Below are 18,180 nucleotides of genomic sequence, written 5' to 3'. Positions count from 1 at the left end.
ACATATGACTGCGGCTTTGCTTAATCAAGCAGGTAATGAGGTTTTTTGCTCTTTTTTCATATAAAAGCGGTACAAAATAAATGCAATGGCGGATACGATAAGACCTGAGATGTATGGCAGACCGATTTGCATCGAGTATAATGCCCCGCCAATCGGAGGGCCTGCAATGCGCCCGAGTGAGTCGAACGATGACAGAAGACCGGTAGCGCTGCCTTGTCCGACTTCTGTCCGTTTTGTAATAAGCGCTGATACGCTTGGACGGATTACCCCGTTACCGAGGCCGAAAACCGTCAGGAAAATTGCTGCAGTTACAAAGCTGTCAGTCAAAAGAATCAGGCCAAACCCGATGGCAGAGACGACGAGTCCCATCTGAATAACTGCACCTTCGCCGAATTTTTTGGTCAATCTGCCTACAAGCTCACCCTGCACGACCGCACCAGCCAATCCCATAATCATGAAGATATAGCCAAGGTTTGTTGTGCCGATGCCTGCGCGGGCGAATGCAAAATAAGCGAACGTTGCTTCAAGCCCTGCCAGAGAAAAAGAAACGAAGAATTGTAGAATATACAATACAGATGTTGGCCCGCTGAACGCTTTCCAGCGAGACTCTTTTGTGCCCGGTGTACGAACGGTACGCTTTTCCGGCGGAAGTGATTCCTTTAAGAAGAACAAAACGAATAGAAACGTGATAGCTGAAACGGTTCCCGCAATGAAGAACGGCATGTTTAAGCTTGTTTTGGAAAAGATACCGCCGATGGCAGGCCCAAAAATGAAGCCAAGTCCTACCGCTGCCCCGATAATGCCCATGCCTTTGCCTCTGTTTTCAGGCGTGGTAACATCAGCGACATAGGCCATTGTAGTCGGCATATTAGCTGATGATAGAAAGCCGGCAAGAATCCGTGCCGCAAACAGCATCCATAACTGTGTAGAAACAGCAAACAGGAAGAAAGACAATGAAAGCCCTGCGATACCGATAAGCATGACCGGCTTGCGTCCGATTCGATCAGAGATTCCACCCCACATTGGAGCGAATATAAATTGCATAAGTGAATAAACGGCCATCAGCCACCCGAGCTGTGCCGGAGTCGCGCCGAGTTGTTCCGCAAAGAATGGCAGCACTGGAATGATAATGCCGAAGCCGACCATAACAAGAAACATCACGGCAAATAAAATAGGAAGCGCTCTCTTAGTATTCATTTTTTACACCTCATTGCAATGACTCCATACATTTCCTTGTTATTACTAATCTGAGTGTGATTATACGACTTAAAGGTCTATATAGTCAAGTATGACTAATATCATCTATTTATCGCATCATTTCGTATTGATGTGCTAGCGAAGTAAAAATCGCAGCCGATTATGTATTATGGAATGCGGAAGAAGCGGTGAAAGTCGGCAACGGAGGCGTTTTTTTATGGTGTAGGCAAAGAAAAAAAGCAGCCTATTAGATGGCAGCCTTTTTCATTGAAAGCATCGGACTATTGGGAGTTTTTTCTCTTCTTGTCTCTTCGGCTGAGAACAACTCCGACAACAATTCCTATAAGGATAATCAACCAAATGGCTCCGGCTGTACCGAAAGCCAAATAAATCATTCCCATATCATATCACCTTGCTGTATATGTGATCGACTTGTCTCTTTTATTTTACCACAGAAGATAAATCCTATCATACATAGAAATACATTTTGCCATATTTGTATATTCAACAGCATAGAAGGCAAGCTACGATGAATAAATTTAAAAGTAGAAAAAAGCGGTAAGAGGTAATCGTTACATATTTTATGCATGATGCCTTTTTATATTTTTAGAAAGGAGTGTATGTATGTATCATATTCGTAAACGAATAGGTGTTGTGTCTGTATGTTTGCTACTGGTGTTCTTGCTGGCTGCATGCGGGAGCGGTTCAACATCGGCTCCAGCTCAGGATAATCCAAAGGAAAGCGGTGAAGTTAAGCTGAACATGTGGGCCCATCAAGGGCAGGAGAAGGAGGTCGCATTCTATAAAACGCGCATCCAGAAGTTCAATGAAGCACATAAAGGAAAGATTAACGTCAATCTGCAGATTATTCCGAGCGGTGCAGGGCATGCATATGAAGATAAAATCAATGCCGCTGTTACAAGTGGCGGATTGCCAGACATTCTTGATATGGATGGACCATTTGTCGCCAATTATGCGTCCACCCGTATTCTTGCCTCGCTCGATGAATACATCGATGAAACGGATAAACAAGATTTTGCTCCTTCCATTATGCAGCAAGGTACGTATGAAGGCAAACTGTATGCGCTTGGAGCTATGGAATCCTCACTCGTTCTTTTTTACAATAAGAAACTTTTGCAGGAAGCGGGAATTACGCCGCCGGACAGCCTCGACAAGGCATGGACCTGGCAACAATTCGCTGATCATGCAAAGCAGTTATCCAAAGAAGGTCGCTATGGCGTTACACTCAATATGAATCTCGGAGTCGGAGAATGGATGACATTTCTCGGTTCTGTATTTGTCTGGTCGAACGGAGGAGAATTGCTCTCGCCGGATAAGAAAAAAGCAGAGGGGTATGTAAATGCACCAGCCTCTGTGGAAGCGCTTCAATTTATTCATAAGCTGTTTGCGGATAAATCAGCCAACATCTCGGATACACCAACCGACTTTGAAGAAGGGCGTGCCGCTATGTCGATTCAGGGGCCATGGATTATACAAGGATTCGATAAATATAAAGATCTGGATTGGGGTATGACGTATCTACCGTACAGCAAGCAGAAAGTATCAGCATCCGGCTCCTGGGCGTTTGGCATTTCAGCGCAGACGAAACATCCGAGGGAAGCGGCAGAAGTCGTCAAATGGATGACCAATAAGGAGTCGACAGTAGAAATTTCCAAGCTGACCGGCATGCCTCCGGCGCGTGAATCTGCATTTAAGGAACTGCCGCAGTATAACGAGATGCCGCTAAAAGTGGTCAAAGATCAGGTGCTTAATACAGCGCATGCCCGTCCAGCTACGCCCGCGTACCCTGTTTTGAGCGCGAAATTCGCAGAAGCGTATCAAGCCGCTGCAATGGGACAAAACGTGCAGGAAGCACTGAATAAAGCGGCACAGGAAACCGACAGGGAATTACAGCGTTTTAATCGGTAATGAGGGGGAGTGTGCGCACATTGCGTACACTCCTTCTCTTCCATGTGCTGCTTAGGAAAGGGGAGCTTTTGTAGTGAGTCCGAAAAAGAATAGAACCGTTCGAGAGCGTTTTATGCGTTCATTGTCCGGGTATGTGTTTAGTGCGCCCGCGCTTGTTCTTTTGTTTGTGTTTTTGCTTCTACCGACCTTGATGGCCCTCTATTACAGCTTTACGAATTATTATTTGCTTTTGCCTGATCAGACGGAATTTATCGGTATAGAAAATTATGCACGGCTGCTGAAAGATAAATTGTTCCTTCGTTCGCTTGGCAATACGTTTTTGTTTGTCGGGCTGGTTGTGCCATTGCAAACCATAACAGCCCTTACGCTTGCTCTACTCGTTAATCAGAAGCTCGGGGGAATCCGGTGGTTCCGGGCTGCATTTATTGCACCTGTGATGACATCGATGGTCGTCGTCTCTATTCTTTGGACGTTTATTTATAATCCGACAAATGGGCTGGCGAATGCCGTGCTCGGCATTGTCGGACTTGGTCCATTTGAATACCTGACCAATCCAATACAGGCAATACCCTCGATCGTATTGATGTCAGTCTGGCAGGGAGCGGGGTATCAGATGATGATCTTTCTTGCCGGACTTCAGGATATTCCAGAGCATTTGTATGAGGCTGCTTCCATCGATGGAGCAAGCGCATGGCAAAAGCTTCTCCATATTACGCTGCCGGGTTTGCGCAATGTTATCGTCTTCGTTGGGTTGATTACGCTCATCGCTGCCACCAAGCTGTTTATCCAGCCGTTTGTTATGACGCAGGGAGGGCCGCTTGATGCGACGAAAACGCTTGTTTATATGGTATATGAAGAAGGGTTCAAGTTTCGTGATGTTGGATATTCCTCAGCGATTGCTATCGTATTTTTCGTGATTGTACTTGTCATTTCTATCATTCAACGCAAGCTACTGAAGGAAACACAAGAATCGTAAGGAGATGAAAACATGCGGCGGTATTCTCATATGCAAACGATTTTGCTTTATGCTGTCTTGCTGCTACTGGTGGTGGCTTTTCTGTTTCCCTTGCTCTGGATGATCGTTTCCAGCTTTAAGAATGAGGCACAAATCTTTGCTGATTTGCGTTCCTTTAAAGCATTTATTCCGACTTCCTTTTCGCTGGTGAATTATCGTCAAGTGTTTACTCGTATTCCTTTTCTGCATTATATGTGGACGAGTGTACTGTATGTTACACTCATTATGCTGTTCGGACTTTTGGTCAATGCGCTTGCAGCCTATGCGTTTGCCCGGATGGAATTCAAGGGGCGGGATGTGCTGTTTTCGGTAGTAGTGGCGCTCATTATCGTACCGTTCGAAAGCGTTCTGCTACCGCTCTATATTGTAGTAGACGAATTCGGCTGGCTGAATTCCTATACAGGATTGATTGTACCGTTTATCGCTAATGCCTTTAATATTTTCATGTTTCGCCAGTTTTTTCTTAATCTCCCGCGTGAATTGGAGGAATCGGCCCGTATGGATGGCGCATCGATACTGCGTATTTTCTTTCAAATCGTTGTACCTATCTCGAAGCCAGTATTTACAACCGTCGGTATCCTCACTTTTATTACCCATTGGGGAGACTTCATGTGGCCGCTAATTATGACGACGGATGACCGTGTACGTCCCTTGCAGGTTGGCATGCAATTCTTCTTTCATCAGCCGCCTGTACAATATGGTCAAGTAATGGCGGCGCTAACGATGGCGACCTTGCCGCTTCTTTTCGTATTTATTTTTTTCCAGCGCTATATTATTCAGGGAATTGCACAGAGTGGAATGAAAAACTAAAGCCTCTATCAATATTAGATGATTATGTGTAATATATAGGTAACTTTGGTAAATTGACACTCTTCTATAATTTAGAACGAGAAGGAGGGAGCAGATGTGGCCTGCTCCGGCAGAAAAAGGCCAGCGTGCCTTTTTCCAACTGAATCCGCCCCTCCCTCTTTTTTTATCACTTTACCGAGAAGACCTCTTCCTCAACATAAAACGTAGGTGGGGGTAGTTCAATTCAGTCTATGAAAAAATGTCCATTTATCCAAATATATTTATATAATGTAGGAGTGATCGAAGTGAATGTAAGAATAGTTAAGGATTATCCGGAGATTAGCGAAACGGCGGCACAGCATGTATACGATTGTATCCAGCAGAAGGAGAAGATTACAATTGGCCTTGCCACAGGTGATACACCGCTTGGCTTGTACCGCGAGCTTCTACGGTTGCATCATGAGCATCCGCTGAACGTCTCCAAGCTCACAACATTCAATCTGGACGAGTATGTGGGAGAGGCGGCGGAGTCCTCTTGTAGCTACCGTTATTATATGAACCAGCAATTGTTTCTCCCGCTCGGTATACCGCTTGCCCAGACGCATGTCCCAGATGGCATGGCGGCAGATATAGAGGCCGAGTGTGAACAGTATGAAGCGCAAATGAAGGCAGTGGGTGGAATTGATTTGCAGGTGCTTGGAGTAGGGCGAAATGGCCACATTGGCTTTAATGAGCCGGGAACATCGTTTGATAGCCATACCCATAAAGTAGAATTGTCTTCCTCGACCCGGGAGGCGAATGCCAAGCATTTCGGTTCTTTAGAGCGCGTGCCACAGCATGCGATAACAATGGGGATTGCAAGCATTCTTCATGCTAAAGAAATTCTTCTGCTGGCAAGCGGAGAGAGGAAAGCCCAGGCGATGTTCCAATTGCTGGAGGGGGAAGTTACGAACGAGTGGCCGGTTACGGTATTAAGGCGGCATGCGAATGTAACCGTGTTGATGGATGAGGAAGCAGCCTCCTTATTGTCAGATAAGGCGCTTGACAATATAAAAGTAACACATCGATAATAGCCGCCGGGAGAACCGACGGCTGTTAGAGATTGAGATAACACCGATATCTTGAAATATAGTAGAATAGAAGAAAGCGTCAGTTGATACCATCATCCGACGCTTTCTTCTGTGTCCGTTTCACAAGGAAGGGAAATGCGAATGGTTGTTCCTACATCGGATGTTGTCGCAATCGAGATATCACCGCCATGCTTTTCAATGATTTTTTTGGCGATGCTCGTGCCGAGACCGCTTCCGGTTTGGTTTGCTTCCTTCGCTTTCGGTTCGCGATAGAACATGCTGAAAATGTTTTTCATATTTTCTTCTGAAATCCCCATACCATTGTCCGTGATCTCGGCGACTACTTGCCCATCCTTTTCATAACAAACGATATGGATACGGATTAACTCCTTCTCTCGGGAATATTTAATCGCATTCCCCAGAATATTCACGAGTGCACGATTCATCTTTGCCGGATCGACGAAAATGAGCGGCAAATCAGACGGATAGTTCGTACGCACCTCAATATTTAATTCCTCCGCTTCTTTTATTGCCATATCCAATGCATAATCAAGCAGAAAATCAAACGTAAGCCATTCTTTTTGCAAAGCAGAGGCATGGGTTTCTAGTGAAGACAGTTCGAATAAATCATCAATAAGCTGAATCGTATGATTGGTACGGGCAAGAACAGTACGCATGAATTCTTCTTCTTTTTCGGGCGTAAGCTCGTATGCGGCAAGAGCCTGCAAATATCCTTTGATGGAAGTGAGCGGCGTTTTCAAATCATGGGAGATTTGCACGATAAGCTCAGAGCGTGCCTGTTCCGAGTGTTTCAAACGCTTGTACATCTCCAGTAGTCTTTCATTTGCAATTTGCAGATCCCTCGTTCGCTCTCCTATTTTCTCTTCCAATTGGTCGGCACGCCTTTTAAGCTCGCTAATTAGCTGTTGAATCGTATGGCTCATCCAGTTAAACGTATGGGTCAGATTACCGATTTCATCTTGTGATGTAACTTCGATTTGTTGCCGGTAATAGCCTTCTCCGCTTTTTTGGATTGCTGTTGTCAGGCGCTTGACCGGTTCCGTTACGGTTCTTGAGAAGCGGTATGAAAAGAGCACAAGCAGAACGGCACCAACAATCAAAAAAAATAAAAGCTGGAAAATGAAGTTTTTTAGCTGCGTATCCGTTTGCTTTGCTGCCTGGACGGCAATCGGTTCCGCGATATCCGCCTCCGGCACATAGAAATTCATCGTCCAGCCGCTGTTTGATATTGGGGCAAATAAAAGGTAAGCGTCGCCGTTTGCAGAAGAGATTTTTCGCACGCCTTTTGTCTTTGTTCCTGCTTCTGGAATAGGCGAGATCAGCCGGTTATTGGAATCAAAGAGGCCGGACGTGGAATGGTCGGAAATCGTATGTCCCGTTTTCGACTGGTTGCTTGCAATTAGTTGACCTTGTTCGCCTGTAATGAAAGCAAATGCATTCGGTTCGGAAAAGGTTAATGACAGAAATTTGGCGACAATATGATCAAGCGGGAAATCGATTCCGAGCACACCCCGCAATTGGCCGTTCGGAAGGTATACGGGGGCGCTGGCGGTTACAACCCATTTCCAATGAGTGAGATCTTCATATGGGCGTGTCCATATGACGCCTTTGTCCGGATTGTGTGCGGCATCGGCAATATAATAAAATTCATAATCCTGAACATGCATATCCGTAGGCAGTTGGCCCAGGGACACCTCATATTCAAGATTAATGGGCGGGTAAATCAGGAAACCCGATTCAGAAAAACAGAAGAAGGCAGCTTTAACGCTCGGTTCGCTGCGCGAAATTTCCTTTAGCAGTGGCTCCAGCTGCGCAGCCGTTTCCAGATCCGTTCGTAGACGGGGGGATAAGGGAGCGATAGAGCTGAGGAAGAGCGATGCATTTTTATGATCCGGGTAAGCCATATACCCCTCCTTCGTCCGCTTAAGGGCGATATGTGCTCCACCATCCGGCTTGGAGTATGTGAATATGTATTCGGCCTGCTTTTGGAGCAGATTGAGAGCGGTTTCAATGCGGATGAATTCCGCTTGATTTAGCTCTGCTTCTTTTTCAAGTAATGCTAGCTTTTGAGCGAGAACACCATCAATAGCTGTTCGGGTTTGCTCTTCTGTGATGCGGTTGGACAACGATTTAACCTGAATTAAGCTATACAAGCCCAATCCTGTATATGGAAGAAAGGAAAGGAGCGTTGTAAAGCATACGATTTTAAGAAAAAAAGATCGGGTCATTGCATTAAACGGCAGCAAATTTATATCCCACTCCTCTGACAGTGACGATATATCTTGGCTGAAGCGCATTCTCCTCAATGCTTCGCCGCAGGCTGGAGATATGAACAACTACTGTTCGTTTTTCGCTGAGCGTATCGGTTCCCCAGACGCTATCAAGGAGTTGCTCAGACGTAAAGACGCGGTTGGGATGCCGGACAAAGAAACAGAGTAAGTCAAACTCTTTCGCTGTCAGGGAAATCACCCTCTTGTCCCGAAACACTTCACGCGAATGTACATTGATGCAAATGTTATCAAAGCGTATTTGGTGATCTTCGTGCTGCTGCTGTTGTTGTTGTAGCAGACGACTCCGACGCAAATGGGCACGTACTCTGGCCATCAGCACACCAATATTAAATGGTTTTTCTACATAATCGTCGGCACCAAGACTGAAGCCGAGAATTTTATCGGTATCTTTGTTTTTGCAGCTCAAAAACATAATCGGACTGGAGGTAAGCATACGTATTTGCTGGCAAATCTCCATGCCGTCCGAGTCGGGCAACATAATGTCGAGCAGGATGAGCGAAGGAGAAGTTTTTTTGACAAGCTCGACCGCTTCCAGACCAGAAGAAGTTATTGAGTAGGGCAACGCTTCCTGTTCAAAGCAAGTCGACAGCAGACGTTGTATGTCCTTGTCGTCTTCTACGATAAGTACGGGCTTCATCCTCTTCACCTCGTGCAATTTTAGTAATATATTTAAATTTTCTTACAATAACGTTTTAAAATCAATATTTGTTTATTTTTATTGATAATAAATACGCAATTAGGCCGGGAATTATCAAATGAAGTTGATAGAAATTTGATGGGAATTTAATGGTGCGCTAACAGATATTTGTCTTATTTACGTTAAAATAGTTAGAAAATTATAAAAAGGAGGGCGGCATATGGAGCATATAAAACCTTTGAACTGGAAAGGAAAAAGGCTGCAGTCGCGCATAGATGTGAAGAAAAAACCGGAAGTTGAAGGCCTATCCCTGCTACCAATGGGGTGTGCCACGTTATTTGATCCTGGATGGGAAACCGATTTTTCGGGGATGGTGCTTGATGGATTGTGCCAACCCCATTACCGGGACATTTATGGCTGTTATGGTGATTGCTGGTGGGCAGCCCAGGTACCGGATGGCCTGACGAACTATGGCAGTTACTCTGACGAATGTCCGGTGGCAGCGAATGATTGGCGAAAGTTGCAGTACGTAAAACCATAGAGAGGAGAAGAAGCATGAAGGAGAATCGGATACGTCTTCTTTTGCTGGGGCTTATAGCTGTCAGTGCAATTATATTTTTTGCCTTGTACTGGAATGGACAGGGCAACCAGACAAGAGAAACAGCAGCCATACCTCCGAGCGTGGGCGGAACCCATGTGAGCAAGCAAGTAGAAGCTTCATGCATGGGATGTCATGCTGTAGATGAAAACGGAAAGCTGGCGCGAATCGAATATATGAGAAAAACACCGGAAGGATGGTCACAGACGATTGCGCGTATGGAACGTCTGCATGGATTGAAAGTAACCGATGAACAGCGCAAGCAACTGATTCGGGATTTAAGCAACGAGCGGGGACTTTCGCCAGAGGAGGCGCAAAGCGTACAGTATTGGTTAGCTGAGAAGCCTTCCCATATGGAAGATCAAATTAAAAATCCGAATTTGCAAAACGCATGTATGACCTGTCATGCTGGTGGGCGCTTTATGGCACAGCGCAGAACGGAGGAAGAGTGGAAGAATTTAAAAGACTTCCATCTCGTAATGTTTCCATCTATTTATTTAAATCATCGGCATACGGACTGGCCGGTTGTGGCGGATGCTGCCATCAATTATCTGGCTAAACAATATCCGCTAGAGAACAAAGAATGGGAGAATTGGAAGGGGAAAAACCAGCAAGTCGACGGAAAATGGAAAGTGGTCGGTTTTCAGGGGACGAAAGGTGCGTACGTTGGAGACAGTGAGTTTATGAGTACGGATGGCAAATTGACCGAAAAAAAGAGCGTGCATTATTTGGACCAAAATGTGTCGCTTCAGTCGACAGGAAACGTAGAGATGTATTCGGGATATGCGCTGCGTATGCAGTATGAACAGGCCGGCAAAAAGCTGCGCGGTACATTCAACGTTGGAAGGGACGGAAAAACGATTACAGGCGATTGGTCAGATGCGAACAATCCGGGCATCACCGGGGAGGAGACGTATTATAAAGTACAAACCGAAAAGCCTGAAATCATCCACATGGAGCCCAGAGCTATCCAGCGTGGGCAAACACAGGACCTTACCTTGTATGGCATGAATGTAAAACAGCTAACAGCACAGGATTTGAAATTGCCGGCTGGCGTTTCGCTTAAAAACATGTTCGTTCTGTCGGATGATCAAGTGAAAATATCGCTTGCGGTTGATGACGCTGCTTTGACAGGGGCGAGTATCATCGGTACGGAAAAGGCGATTGTTCATCCGAAGCTGGTGGTCTACGATCGCATTGATTATATAAAAGTAACTCCGCCGTACGCGGTAGCCCGAGTAGGGGGCGCGGGGCTGATGCACAAAGTGAGTACACAATTCGTCGCATACGCCTATAGCAGTGGCAAAGACGGTAAACAGGGAACAGACGACGATATTGAATTGATGCCGGTGACGGCTGAGTGGGCGTTGGCCTCATACCCGGAAGGAGAAAAAGACGAAGACTTACATTATATTGGTAGCATAGACAGCAAAACCGGATTATTTACGCCGGCGGCCGAAGGAGTAAACAAGGAGCGTCCGTTCACCCAGGAAAATGTGGGAAGCGTCAGTGTCATCGCAGAATACCGCTATGGAGGAAATACGTTGACAGGGAAAACCCATTTGGTCGTTACGGTACCTGATTATAATAACGTTATTAACTAGCGGAAGAGGAGGGGAAGCATATGCCAACGATGCGGCTAAGCAACTACATCGATTTTGAAGTGGATGGTCGACCGTACTTGTTTCATGGCTTGACCGGTACGATTATTGCTCTCGATGATGTAGCAGCGGATATCGTCTCCTTTGCGAAACAGAACGGGGAGCGTGTAGGGGATAGCATGATATTCGAAGCAGAAGCATATTTCGGACAGACGAATGGTCAGAAGAACCATAGGCAGGCGCTGCAGGAGCTTGTATATTTGGAAATCCTGCAATATGAAGGCAAAAGTCCGGAACAGGGCTTTACACTTACACCGCCCGCTCCTCGGCATACAGAACGAATGCCGGTAAAAACCCTTGTCATGCATTTGGTTAACGAATGCAACCTGCGATGTACGTATTGCTATGCAGGAGACGGGGAATATGGCGCACCGAAAAAATACTTATCCCGCGAAGTGGCCGAACAGGCGGTTCGTTTTCTGATGGAGAACAGCTATGAAGAGAAAGAAGTTACGCTTGTTTTATTTGGGGGAGAACCATTTTTAAACTGGGAGGTGCTGAAGCATCTTGTCGAGTACGGAAGTGAGCAGGGACGCATATGGGGAAAGAAGGTCAACTATTCCCTCACAACCAACGGTACACTGCTCTCCGAGGAGAAGGTGCGGTTTCTCGAACAATACAGGGTAGGCGTATCGGTCAGCATGGACGGTACGAAAGAGGCGCATGACAGACATCGTTTGTTTGCTGGTGGACAGGGTTCATATGAGAAGATAAGTCGCAACGTATTTCAGTTGATAGAGGGGCATCGAAGTGCGCCGGTGGGAAGCCGAGTGACCGTCTCCAAAGGATTTGAGAAAGTAGAAAAGTCATTGGTTCATCTGCTGGCAAAAGGGTTTTATGAAGTAGGGTTTGCGCCTGTTACTGAGACAGATGATCGTCTGGCATTGGATGAGCAAGACATGCGGGACCTGCTCGAACAATTCGAAGATATTGCTGATTTGTATATCGATTACGCTGTAAATGATCGGTATCTGGGCTTTTCAAATTTGACGAATTTGCTAAAGGAGCTGCATATCGGAACGAACAAGGCGTATGGATGCGGTGCTGGATTAGGTTTTTTCGCTGTTAGTCCGGATGGAGGTTTGTACTTATGCCACCGCTTTAATGAGGACGAACGATTTAAACTGGGTGATATTTATGAGGGAGTAAATCGGCAGCGGCAGCGGGATCTGCTTGATGAATTGCATGTAGATCGTAAAGAATCATGCACCACCTGTGCATTGAAGCATATTTGTTCCGGCGGATGTTATTACGAAGCGATGGAACGTCAGGGAGATTATCGTCGGCCAAATGCACATTACTGTGATTGGATGCACGAATGGATCACTGTCGGACTGGTGACATATGTACGGATTATGGAGAAGAATCCGGCATTTCTTGATCGAATTGCAGGCATTGGGAAAGAGGGGTGTGTAAGCAATTGAAGTGGAAAAAGGTAGCCTATGCTTTTGCGCTGTCGTTATTTATGCTTGTGTTCAGCTTTTCTGGAGCGCATACAGCACAAAGTTATACAGAACGGGTGTATGTATCTGGATATGGGGAGCTGACGGTCATCGATCCCGCTGTCCCAAAAGTAGTGGCCAGTATTAAAGTAAAAGGGCCAGTCAGGGATGTGAGCTTTACGGAAGACGGGCGAACGGCACTGCTTCTTGCCAATGGACGAACCACATTATATATGATCGATACGATACAGAATAAAGTGATGGAAGAAATAAATTTAATTGGGCGTACGGACAAAGGTATGCTGGATCGCCGTGTATGGGGGTCGGCCATCTCGCCGGATGGATTGAAAGCATACGCGTTTGTCACGCAGGGAGAAAAGCAGACTAATCGGTTTAAAGCGTTACCCAGTAAAATTATTGAAATCGATTTGAAAACGAAGGAAGTAGTACGAGATATTGAAGCCCCTTATGGCATCCATAGTCTACAGTTTAAAAAGAATGATCCGAACACGTTGTTTGTCTGGGGATATGACCTGTATACGCTGCATACTGAAACATGGAAGCTTGAGAAAAAAGAGGAAATAAAAAACAGGAAAGATGAACGGCAAGGCTCAACCAATATTCTTCTACTCTTTCCACGTGGAGAAAATACGAAATTCAACTCGTTTCCTACTGTAACAACGTATCCGGACGGGCGCGTGGCAGAGGGTATCGGCTGGGCAAATCTGGAGACAGGCGCTTTTAAAATAAAAGACTTTGATAAAGAGCCTGTAGGTATGTTCTCCGCTATCATAGACGATCAGGAAAAATATGGGTATGTTATTATGAACCACTGGTACAAAGTCAATTTGAAGAATGGGCATGTCATTAAAGACACCAAACCGCCGACCGGCACAATTTACGGTATTAACATGAGTACGGATAGCAAAAAGATTTATCTTGGCGGAGGAGGCAACGATTTTATCGTAGCTGATACGGATTTGAACGTAGAGAAAATTATAAAAACACCGACAGATGGAATGGACATTAAAGTGAAAGCTATTAAAAACTAATCCGCTGTAATAACGGCTATTGTCTGCCGGAATATGTCCCCGCTTCCTCCTGTGGAGAAGCGGGCATTTCATAAGAAGAAGGGGGAAAGGCAATGGAGTTTGCGATAGCGATTCAGTCACTGCGCGATATGAAGCTTACCGAGAGGCCATGGAAGCCTTTCAGCTATCAGAATGAGATTGAAACACAGACACAGAAGGCATTTTTCGAAGCATGGGAAACGGTATATGGTAAAAAGCGAATGCCGGATCGTCTTTATTTTGGCTCCGAGTTTTGTCAATACCGGCTCACTTCTTCTATAGCCGTTATGAAGGCTCTGGAGTATAGCCGACGGAATGGCCTGGCCTTTACCTTTGTCACACCTTATGTTCATAATGTGAAATTCCATGCGCTTACTACCATTCTTACGGAGTTGCAGCAAGAGGCCGTAAAGGTAAAAGAAAAGGTAGAAGTGGTAGTGAACGATTGGGGTGTATACTCGCATATCCGAAAACAGTTTCCCATGCTGTGTCCTGTTATCGGACGGCTGTTAAACAAAGTCGTCCGTGATCCACGGATTGCGGATTATTATGACAATGAGAATGCCCCACCGCAGGCCATAAATGTAGTAAAGGGAAATGGACTCGTATCCGAATGGTTTGGACGCTTTCTTGAATCGAGCGATACGGTCAGGCTTGAATTCGATGAGGCCATTCAAGGTTTCGGTCAGGAGACAGAGTCGCATGCTTTATCGTTTCACTATCCGTTCGGCTGTGTAGCAAGTGGAAGCGCTTGTATGGTGGGGTTTATGGATTCGGACAAAAAAGACAAGTTTCGTGGTGATCCGGACTGTAAGCAACAATGCCAGCGCTATACATTTGAATTGAAGAACAGACAATTCACCCATATGACACATCGAATTTTTCAAAAAGGAAATACGGCCTTCTATGCCCATAACCGAACGCTTATTGAAACCGGACTCCGGCGCGCAATGCAAGCCGGAGCAGTCAGAGTCGTTTATAGTCCGCGGTTACCAGTATAGTTCATACAGGGAGAAGGGATAAGGCATGAAAATATTGGCGCCTCTTGGTTCGTTGCAGGAAGTGGAGATGCTGGCAGAGAACGGTGCGGAAGAATTCTACTGCGGCGTTACCCCGATGGAATGGATTGAAAAGTATTCTCCCGGGGTGTGGCTCAATCGGAGAAATCCATTTGCCGGCGTTATGTCGCTAAAAGAGCTGCAAAACATAGTAAATGCTTCGCATAGCTACAACATTCCGGTCTACCTTACATTGAACGCACCGTATTATGTACAGGAACAATACCCGATGCTGCTGGAGTTGATTACACGCTGTACGCAGGACATCGGGGTGGATGCTTTTATCGTAAGCGATATTGGCCTAATGATGGCGATGAAGGAGAATGTGCCTGCTGCCGTCATTCATGTTAGTAGTCTGGCTGCTCCGCTGAATACGGGAAGCGTTCAGCTATACCGGGAGCTGGGAGCGGAGCGTATTGTTTTATCACGTTCCGTACAAATAGAAGAGATCGCTGAGCTAAAAGCTGCGGCAGGGGATATTGAGCTGGAGATGTTTATTTTAAATGATGGCTGTGTTTATGAAGAAAGCTTTTGTCACACAACGCATAATCGGGCAGGGGCATTCTGTGCCCAGAGCCAGTGGGAGTATATCGCGCTGCCAACTGATGGTAACGTATCGCTGAATCATACGGAGCGGCAAGCATTGGAAAACCAGGTGACGGACTACCGTGAGTTTGTCTGGTTTGTTAACGATTGTGGCTGCCAATTGGCCCAGGATGGACTGCCGCTTGGTCCGTGTGGTCTATGTGCACTGCCGGAGCTGTATCGGGCCGGCATTGATTCGTTGAAAATCGTAGGACGGGAAGGTTCGCCGTATCGGAAGCTGGCAAGCGTTCAATTGGTCAAGGCGGTGGTTGAGCAAGTGCGTGCGAAAGCCGCTGATGACGAGATTCAAAGCTTTGCCCGGAAAGTCAGGAACCAGCCGTCTTTTTGCGACTCGGGCTTAATGTGCTATTACAGGTAGGAGGTGCGCGATGCCGGAACGCATCAACGCGTTTATTCTGCCATATTGGAAATCACTTTCGTTCATTCTTCTCCTTAACGTTTGTTCTACCGTGCTTATTGCTGTACAACCACTGTTTGGCAAGTGGATCATCGATCAGGTGTTTATCGAGCGCGCCTATTCCTTTTCTAAGGCGATGACGGTTGCGATAGCATGTATGTTCATAGGTTTTTTGCTCTTTCTTACCATCAAATATAGCTACCTGCACATTAGCTTGAAAATCACAAAAGAAGTGAAAAGTGCTATGTATGACCGTTTGCTAAAAGCGAATAGTGCTTTTCTTTCGAAGCAAAGAGCCGGGGATACGATTTCACGTCTTCATGAGGATGCGGGAGAGGCGCAGCGCTTGTACACGGATGGTGTAATGCAGCTTGTGGTCGTTAGTGTGGGATTTCTTATTGATGTCAGTTTGTTGGTGTATCTGGAATGGAGAATGGCATTGTTTTGTTTTGGTTTGTTGCCCTTGCTTTTGGGAGTGACGCGTCTGTTTCGCCGATTATTGTATAGAGCGAACATGCGAATGCGTACGATGGCTGCAGATAACCAAAGCTTTCTGTTTGATACGCTCTCTTCCCCACGCTTTATCAGAGGGGCCGGTTTGGCGAATACACTTACAGACAAATATCGGGTCAATCTGAACGGGCTGAATAAACAGCAAATCAAACTCACCCTGCTTGCTAGTTGTGCGCAGGGGATTCCACAGGGAATGATTCTAGCATCCGCCGCTTGCACGGTCTGGTTTCTCGGTGTCAAAGTACTTGCGGGAGCTTTAAGCCTGGGAACGCTGTTGGCGTTTGGCGCATACCAGGCAAAGCTGTTCGCTTCCGCCCAAGGCTTCGCTCAGCTGTACATTCGTTTGCAGAAGGGCAGAGTGGCTGTAGAACGGGCAGAAGCGATTCTTCGCTTGTCTGTAGATAGGGACGGGGATGAGATAATGCATTTGTTCGATTCGCATATTGCGTTCGATAATGTAGGGTTTTCGCATGAAAAAGGGATTGAACTGTTCAGTGATGTGTCATTTTCTATTGCCAGAGGTGAAAAAATAGGGATTATCGGCCCGAATGGCGCAGGCAAGAGCACGCTGGCCGATCTGCTGGTACGGGTGCAACGTCCATCGTCCGGCATTATCCGATGCGATGGAGTGGATATTCAGGCGTTTACCCGCGAATCCTGGCATCGCCGTGTATGTTTAATTGCGCACGATCACCCGCTCTGGCACGGAACCATTGAGGAATTTCTACAGGTGGGAAAAGAACCTATACCTGGACAAAGGATGTGGAGGATGCTGGAGGCAGTTGGGCTTAAGGAAGCGGTAGCGGCTATGTCGGATGGTTTAAAGACACAGGTTGGAGAGCGGGGAACCAGATTGTCGGCGGGCATGAAGCAACGGCTTATTCTAGCCTGGGCTTTTCTCCAAGAGGCGGACATTTTTATTTTGGATGAGGCGACATGCCATCTTGATGCGGAAGGCGAAGGCGAGATTTTCAACTTTATCCAGCAGGAACTTCAGAATCAAACGGTTATCATCATTGCTCACCGCATACAAAATCTTGCATGGGTAGACCGGTTGTGGACATTGGAAAGTGGTTCCATGATACAGATCAGGAACCGACGAGCGGAAAGGAGAGAAGCCTATGCTCTGGAAAGGGAACATGGCTGATGAAGCATGGGGGCGCGGCAAAGGAATCAGGATTGCACATATCGATAGCGGCATCAATGAAGGACATTCTCATATCGGATGTGTGGCAGGCGGAGTTGCCTTTCACGTATCGGAGGAAGGGCAATTATTTTTGAGTGATGCTTACCAAGATGAACTCGGACACGGCACAGCTGTGGCAGGCGTACTGTACGAACAGGTACCGGAAGCGGACATATGGGCGGTTAAAATTTTTCATAGTACATTAAGCACCCATATAGAAATCCTGTGTGCCGCCATCGAATGGTGTATCGATGCACGGATGCACATCATTAATTTGAGTCTTGGAGTAAGCAGAGATGTGCCTGAGTTGCGGTCGGTTTGCGAAGAAGCAGACCGCAAAGGTGTTATAATCGTGTCAGCCTGTGATGAAACGAGGCAGTTGTACTGGCCCGCTTATTATCCGACGGTATATGGTGCAAAAGCGGGAGAACATTGTAATGGGCAAGTATTCTACTTTCATACAGAAGAACCCGCTGGTTTTCGTGCACTAGGTTTTCCTCGTCGCCTCGAAGGTCCACTCCAGAAGTTTAATCTGCAGGGAAGCAGCTTTGCCGCTGCCCATATAACCGGCTTTCTGGCTAAAATTATAGAGAAGTATAAAGTATATACTGCTCGGGATGTAAGGGAGGTAATACGAACAAGTGTGTTAGAAGTGGAGCAGCGGACGATGAATAACGTTTGATGAAGAAGTTTATAGCAT

15 protein-coding genes are annotated in these 18,180 nt (G+C 46.3%); 12 read left to right on the top strand and 3 right to left on the bottom strand.

Annotation, left to right across the window (positions count from 1 at the left end; translation table 11 throughout):
* Window positions 1–24: 24 nt before the first annotated feature.
* Entirely contained in the window at window positions 25–1,197 is a 1,173-nt protein-coding gene (locus HMPREF0083_RS20180; protein WP_021623584.1) for a tetracycline resistance MFS efflux pump, read from the bottom strand.
* Window positions 1,198–1,821: 624 nt separating this feature from the next.
* Between HMPREF0083_RS20180 and HMPREF0083_RS20175 the strand changes: the two genes are divergently transcribed.
* The 4 genes from HMPREF0083_RS20175 to nagB all read left to right on the top strand — a co-directional run bounded on the left by HMPREF0083_RS20175 (window position 1,822) and on the right by nagB (window position 6,000).
* Window positions 1,822–3,126, top strand: coding sequence for an ABC transporter substrate-binding protein (locus tag HMPREF0083_RS20175; protein ID WP_021623581.1), 1,305 nt, complete (start codon window positions 1,822–1,824; stop codon window positions 3,124–3,126).
* A 73-nt stretch (window positions 3,127–3,199) separates the two neighbouring features.
* Complete coding sequence (locus HMPREF0083_RS20170) at window positions 3,200–4,102, top strand: carbohydrate ABC transporter permease (RefSeq protein ID WP_040304084.1); 903 nt, start codon at window positions 3,200–3,202, stop codon at window positions 4,100–4,102.
* Window positions 4,103–4,114: 12 nt separating this feature from the next.
* The gene (locus tag HMPREF0083_RS20165) at window positions 4,115–4,951 is read left to right on the top strand and encodes a carbohydrate ABC transporter permease (protein WP_040304082.1); all 837 of its coding nucleotides are present in this window, start codon (window positions 4,115–4,117) and stop codon (window positions 4,949–4,951) included.
* 284 nt (window positions 4,952–5,235) lie between these two features.
* A complete protein-coding gene (gene nagB / locus HMPREF0083_RS20160; RefSeq protein WP_040304098.1) occupies window positions 5,236–6,000 on the top strand; it encodes a glucosamine-6-phosphate deaminase in 765 nt (254 codons plus the stop codon).
* Between the two features lie 92 nt (window positions 6,001–6,092).
* Here nagB and HMPREF0083_RS20155 read toward each other — a convergent pair whose 3' ends face one another.
* Window positions 6,093–8,267, bottom strand: coding sequence for a HAMP domain-containing histidine kinase (locus HMPREF0083_RS20155; RefSeq protein WP_040304080.1), 2,175 nt, complete (start codon window positions 8,265–8,267; stop codon window positions 6,093–6,095).
* Complete coding sequence (locus HMPREF0083_RS20150; RefSeq protein ID WP_021623575.1) at window positions 8,254–8,949, bottom strand: response regulator transcription factor; 696 nt, start codon at window positions 8,947–8,949, stop codon at window positions 8,254–8,256. The genes HMPREF0083_RS20155 and HMPREF0083_RS20150 overlap by 14 nt, the downstream gene beginning before the upstream one ends.
* 220 nt (window positions 8,950–9,169) lie before the next feature.
* On the opposite strand from HMPREF0083_RS20150, the gene qhpC reads away from it, so the two are divergent.
* The 8 genes from qhpC (at window position 9,170) to HMPREF0083_RS20110 (ending at window position 18,162) form a co-directional block, all read left to right on the top strand.
* The gene (gene qhpC / locus HMPREF0083_RS20145) at window positions 9,170–9,490 is read left to right on the top strand and encodes a quinohemoprotein amine dehydrogenase subunit gamma (protein ID WP_021623574.1); all 321 of its coding nucleotides are present in this window, start codon (window positions 9,170–9,172) and stop codon (window positions 9,488–9,490) included.
* A gap of 14 nt (window positions 9,491–9,504) precedes the next feature.
* Window positions 9,505–11,151, top strand: a complete 1,647-nt coding sequence (gene peaA / locus HMPREF0083_RS20140) for a quinohemoprotein amine dehydrogenase subunit alpha (RefSeq protein ID WP_021623573.1) — start codon at window positions 9,505–9,507, stop codon at window positions 11,149–11,151.
* Window positions 11,152–11,171: 20 nt separating this feature from the next.
* The gene (locus tag HMPREF0083_RS20135) at window positions 11,172–12,632 is read left to right on the top strand and encodes a radical SAM/SPASM domain-containing protein (RefSeq protein ID WP_021623572.1); all 1,461 of its coding nucleotides are present in this window, start codon (window positions 11,172–11,174) and stop codon (window positions 12,630–12,632) included.
* Window positions 12,629–13,702: a YncE family protein gene (locus HMPREF0083_RS20130; RefSeq protein ID WP_040304078.1), complete on the top strand. Its 1,074-nt coding sequence runs from the start codon at window positions 12,629–12,631 to the stop codon at window positions 13,700–13,702. Before HMPREF0083_RS20135 ends, HMPREF0083_RS20130 begins: the two co-directional genes overlap by 4 nt.
* A gap of 92 nt (window positions 13,703–13,794) precedes the next feature.
* On the top strand, window positions 13,795–14,721 hold the full coding sequence (locus HMPREF0083_RS20125) for a hypothetical protein (protein WP_021623570.1): 927 nt from the start codon (window positions 13,795–13,797) through the stop codon (window positions 14,719–14,721).
* Window positions 14,722–14,746: 25 nt separating this feature from the next.
* Window positions 14,747–15,742: a peptidase U32 family protein gene (locus HMPREF0083_RS20120; protein ID WP_021623569.1), complete on the top strand. Its 996-nt coding sequence runs from the start codon at window positions 14,747–14,749 to the stop codon at window positions 15,740–15,742.
* A gap of 10 nt (window positions 15,743–15,752) precedes the next feature.
* On the top strand, window positions 15,753–17,441 hold the full coding sequence (locus HMPREF0083_RS20115; RefSeq protein WP_021623568.1) for an ABC transporter ATP-binding protein: 1,689 nt from the start codon (window positions 15,753–15,755) through the stop codon (window positions 17,439–17,441).
* A complete protein-coding gene (locus HMPREF0083_RS20110; protein ID WP_021623567.1) occupies window positions 17,416–18,162 on the top strand; it encodes a S8 family serine peptidase in 747 nt (248 codons plus the stop codon). The genes HMPREF0083_RS20115 and HMPREF0083_RS20110 overlap by 26 nt, the downstream gene beginning before the upstream one ends.
* Window positions 18,163–18,180 lie beyond the last annotated feature (18 nt).

This window comes from Aneurinibacillus aneurinilyticus ATCC 12856, assembly GCF_000466385.1.
Lineage (GTDB): Bacteria > Bacillota > Bacilli > Aneurinibacillales > Aneurinibacillaceae > Aneurinibacillus > Aneurinibacillus aneurinilyticus.
Note: the sequence above shows the minus strand (reverse complement) of the source record. Positions and strands in the feature narration are given on the sequence as shown.

Bases quoted from the DNA above. Each gene is read 5' to 3' on its own strand.
- HMPREF0083_RS20180 (WP_021623584.1), bottom strand. From the start codon at position 1,197: ATGAATACTAAGAGAGCGCTTCCTATTTTATTTGCCGTGATGTTTCTT.
- HMPREF0083_RS20175 (WP_021623581.1), top strand. From the start codon at position 1,822: ATGTATCATATTCGTAAACGAATAGGTGTTGTGTCTGTATGTTTGCTA.
- HMPREF0083_RS20165 (WP_040304082.1), top strand. From the start codon at position 4,115: ATGCGGCGGTATTCTCATATGCAAACGATTTTGCTTTATGCTGTCTTG.
- HMPREF0083_RS20150 (WP_021623575.1), bottom strand. From the start codon at position 8,949: ATGAAGCCCGTACTTATCGTAGAAGACGACAAGGACATACAACGTCTG.
- qhpC (WP_021623574.1), top strand. From the start codon at position 9,170: ATGGAGCATATAAAACCTTTGAACTGGAAAGGAAAAAGGCTGCAGTCG.
- peaA (WP_021623573.1), top strand. From the start codon at position 9,505: ATGAAGGAGAATCGGATACGTCTTCTTTTGCTGGGGCTTATAGCTGTC.
- HMPREF0083_RS20135 (WP_021623572.1), top strand. From the start codon at position 11,172: ATGCCAACGATGCGGCTAAGCAACTACATCGATTTTGAAGTGGATGGT.
- HMPREF0083_RS20125 (WP_021623570.1), top strand. From the start codon at position 13,795: ATGGAGTTTGCGATAGCGATTCAGTCACTGCGCGATATGAAGCTTACC.
- HMPREF0083_RS20120 (WP_021623569.1), top strand. From the start codon at position 14,747: ATGAAAATATTGGCGCCTCTTGGTTCGTTGCAGGAAGTGGAGATGCTG.
- HMPREF0083_RS20115 (WP_021623568.1), top strand. From the start codon at position 15,753: ATGCCGGAACGCATCAACGCGTTTATTCTGCCATATTGGAAATCACTT.
- HMPREF0083_RS20110 (WP_021623567.1), top strand. From the start codon at position 17,416: ATGCTCTGGAAAGGGAACATGGCTGATGAAGCATGGGGGCGCGGCAAA.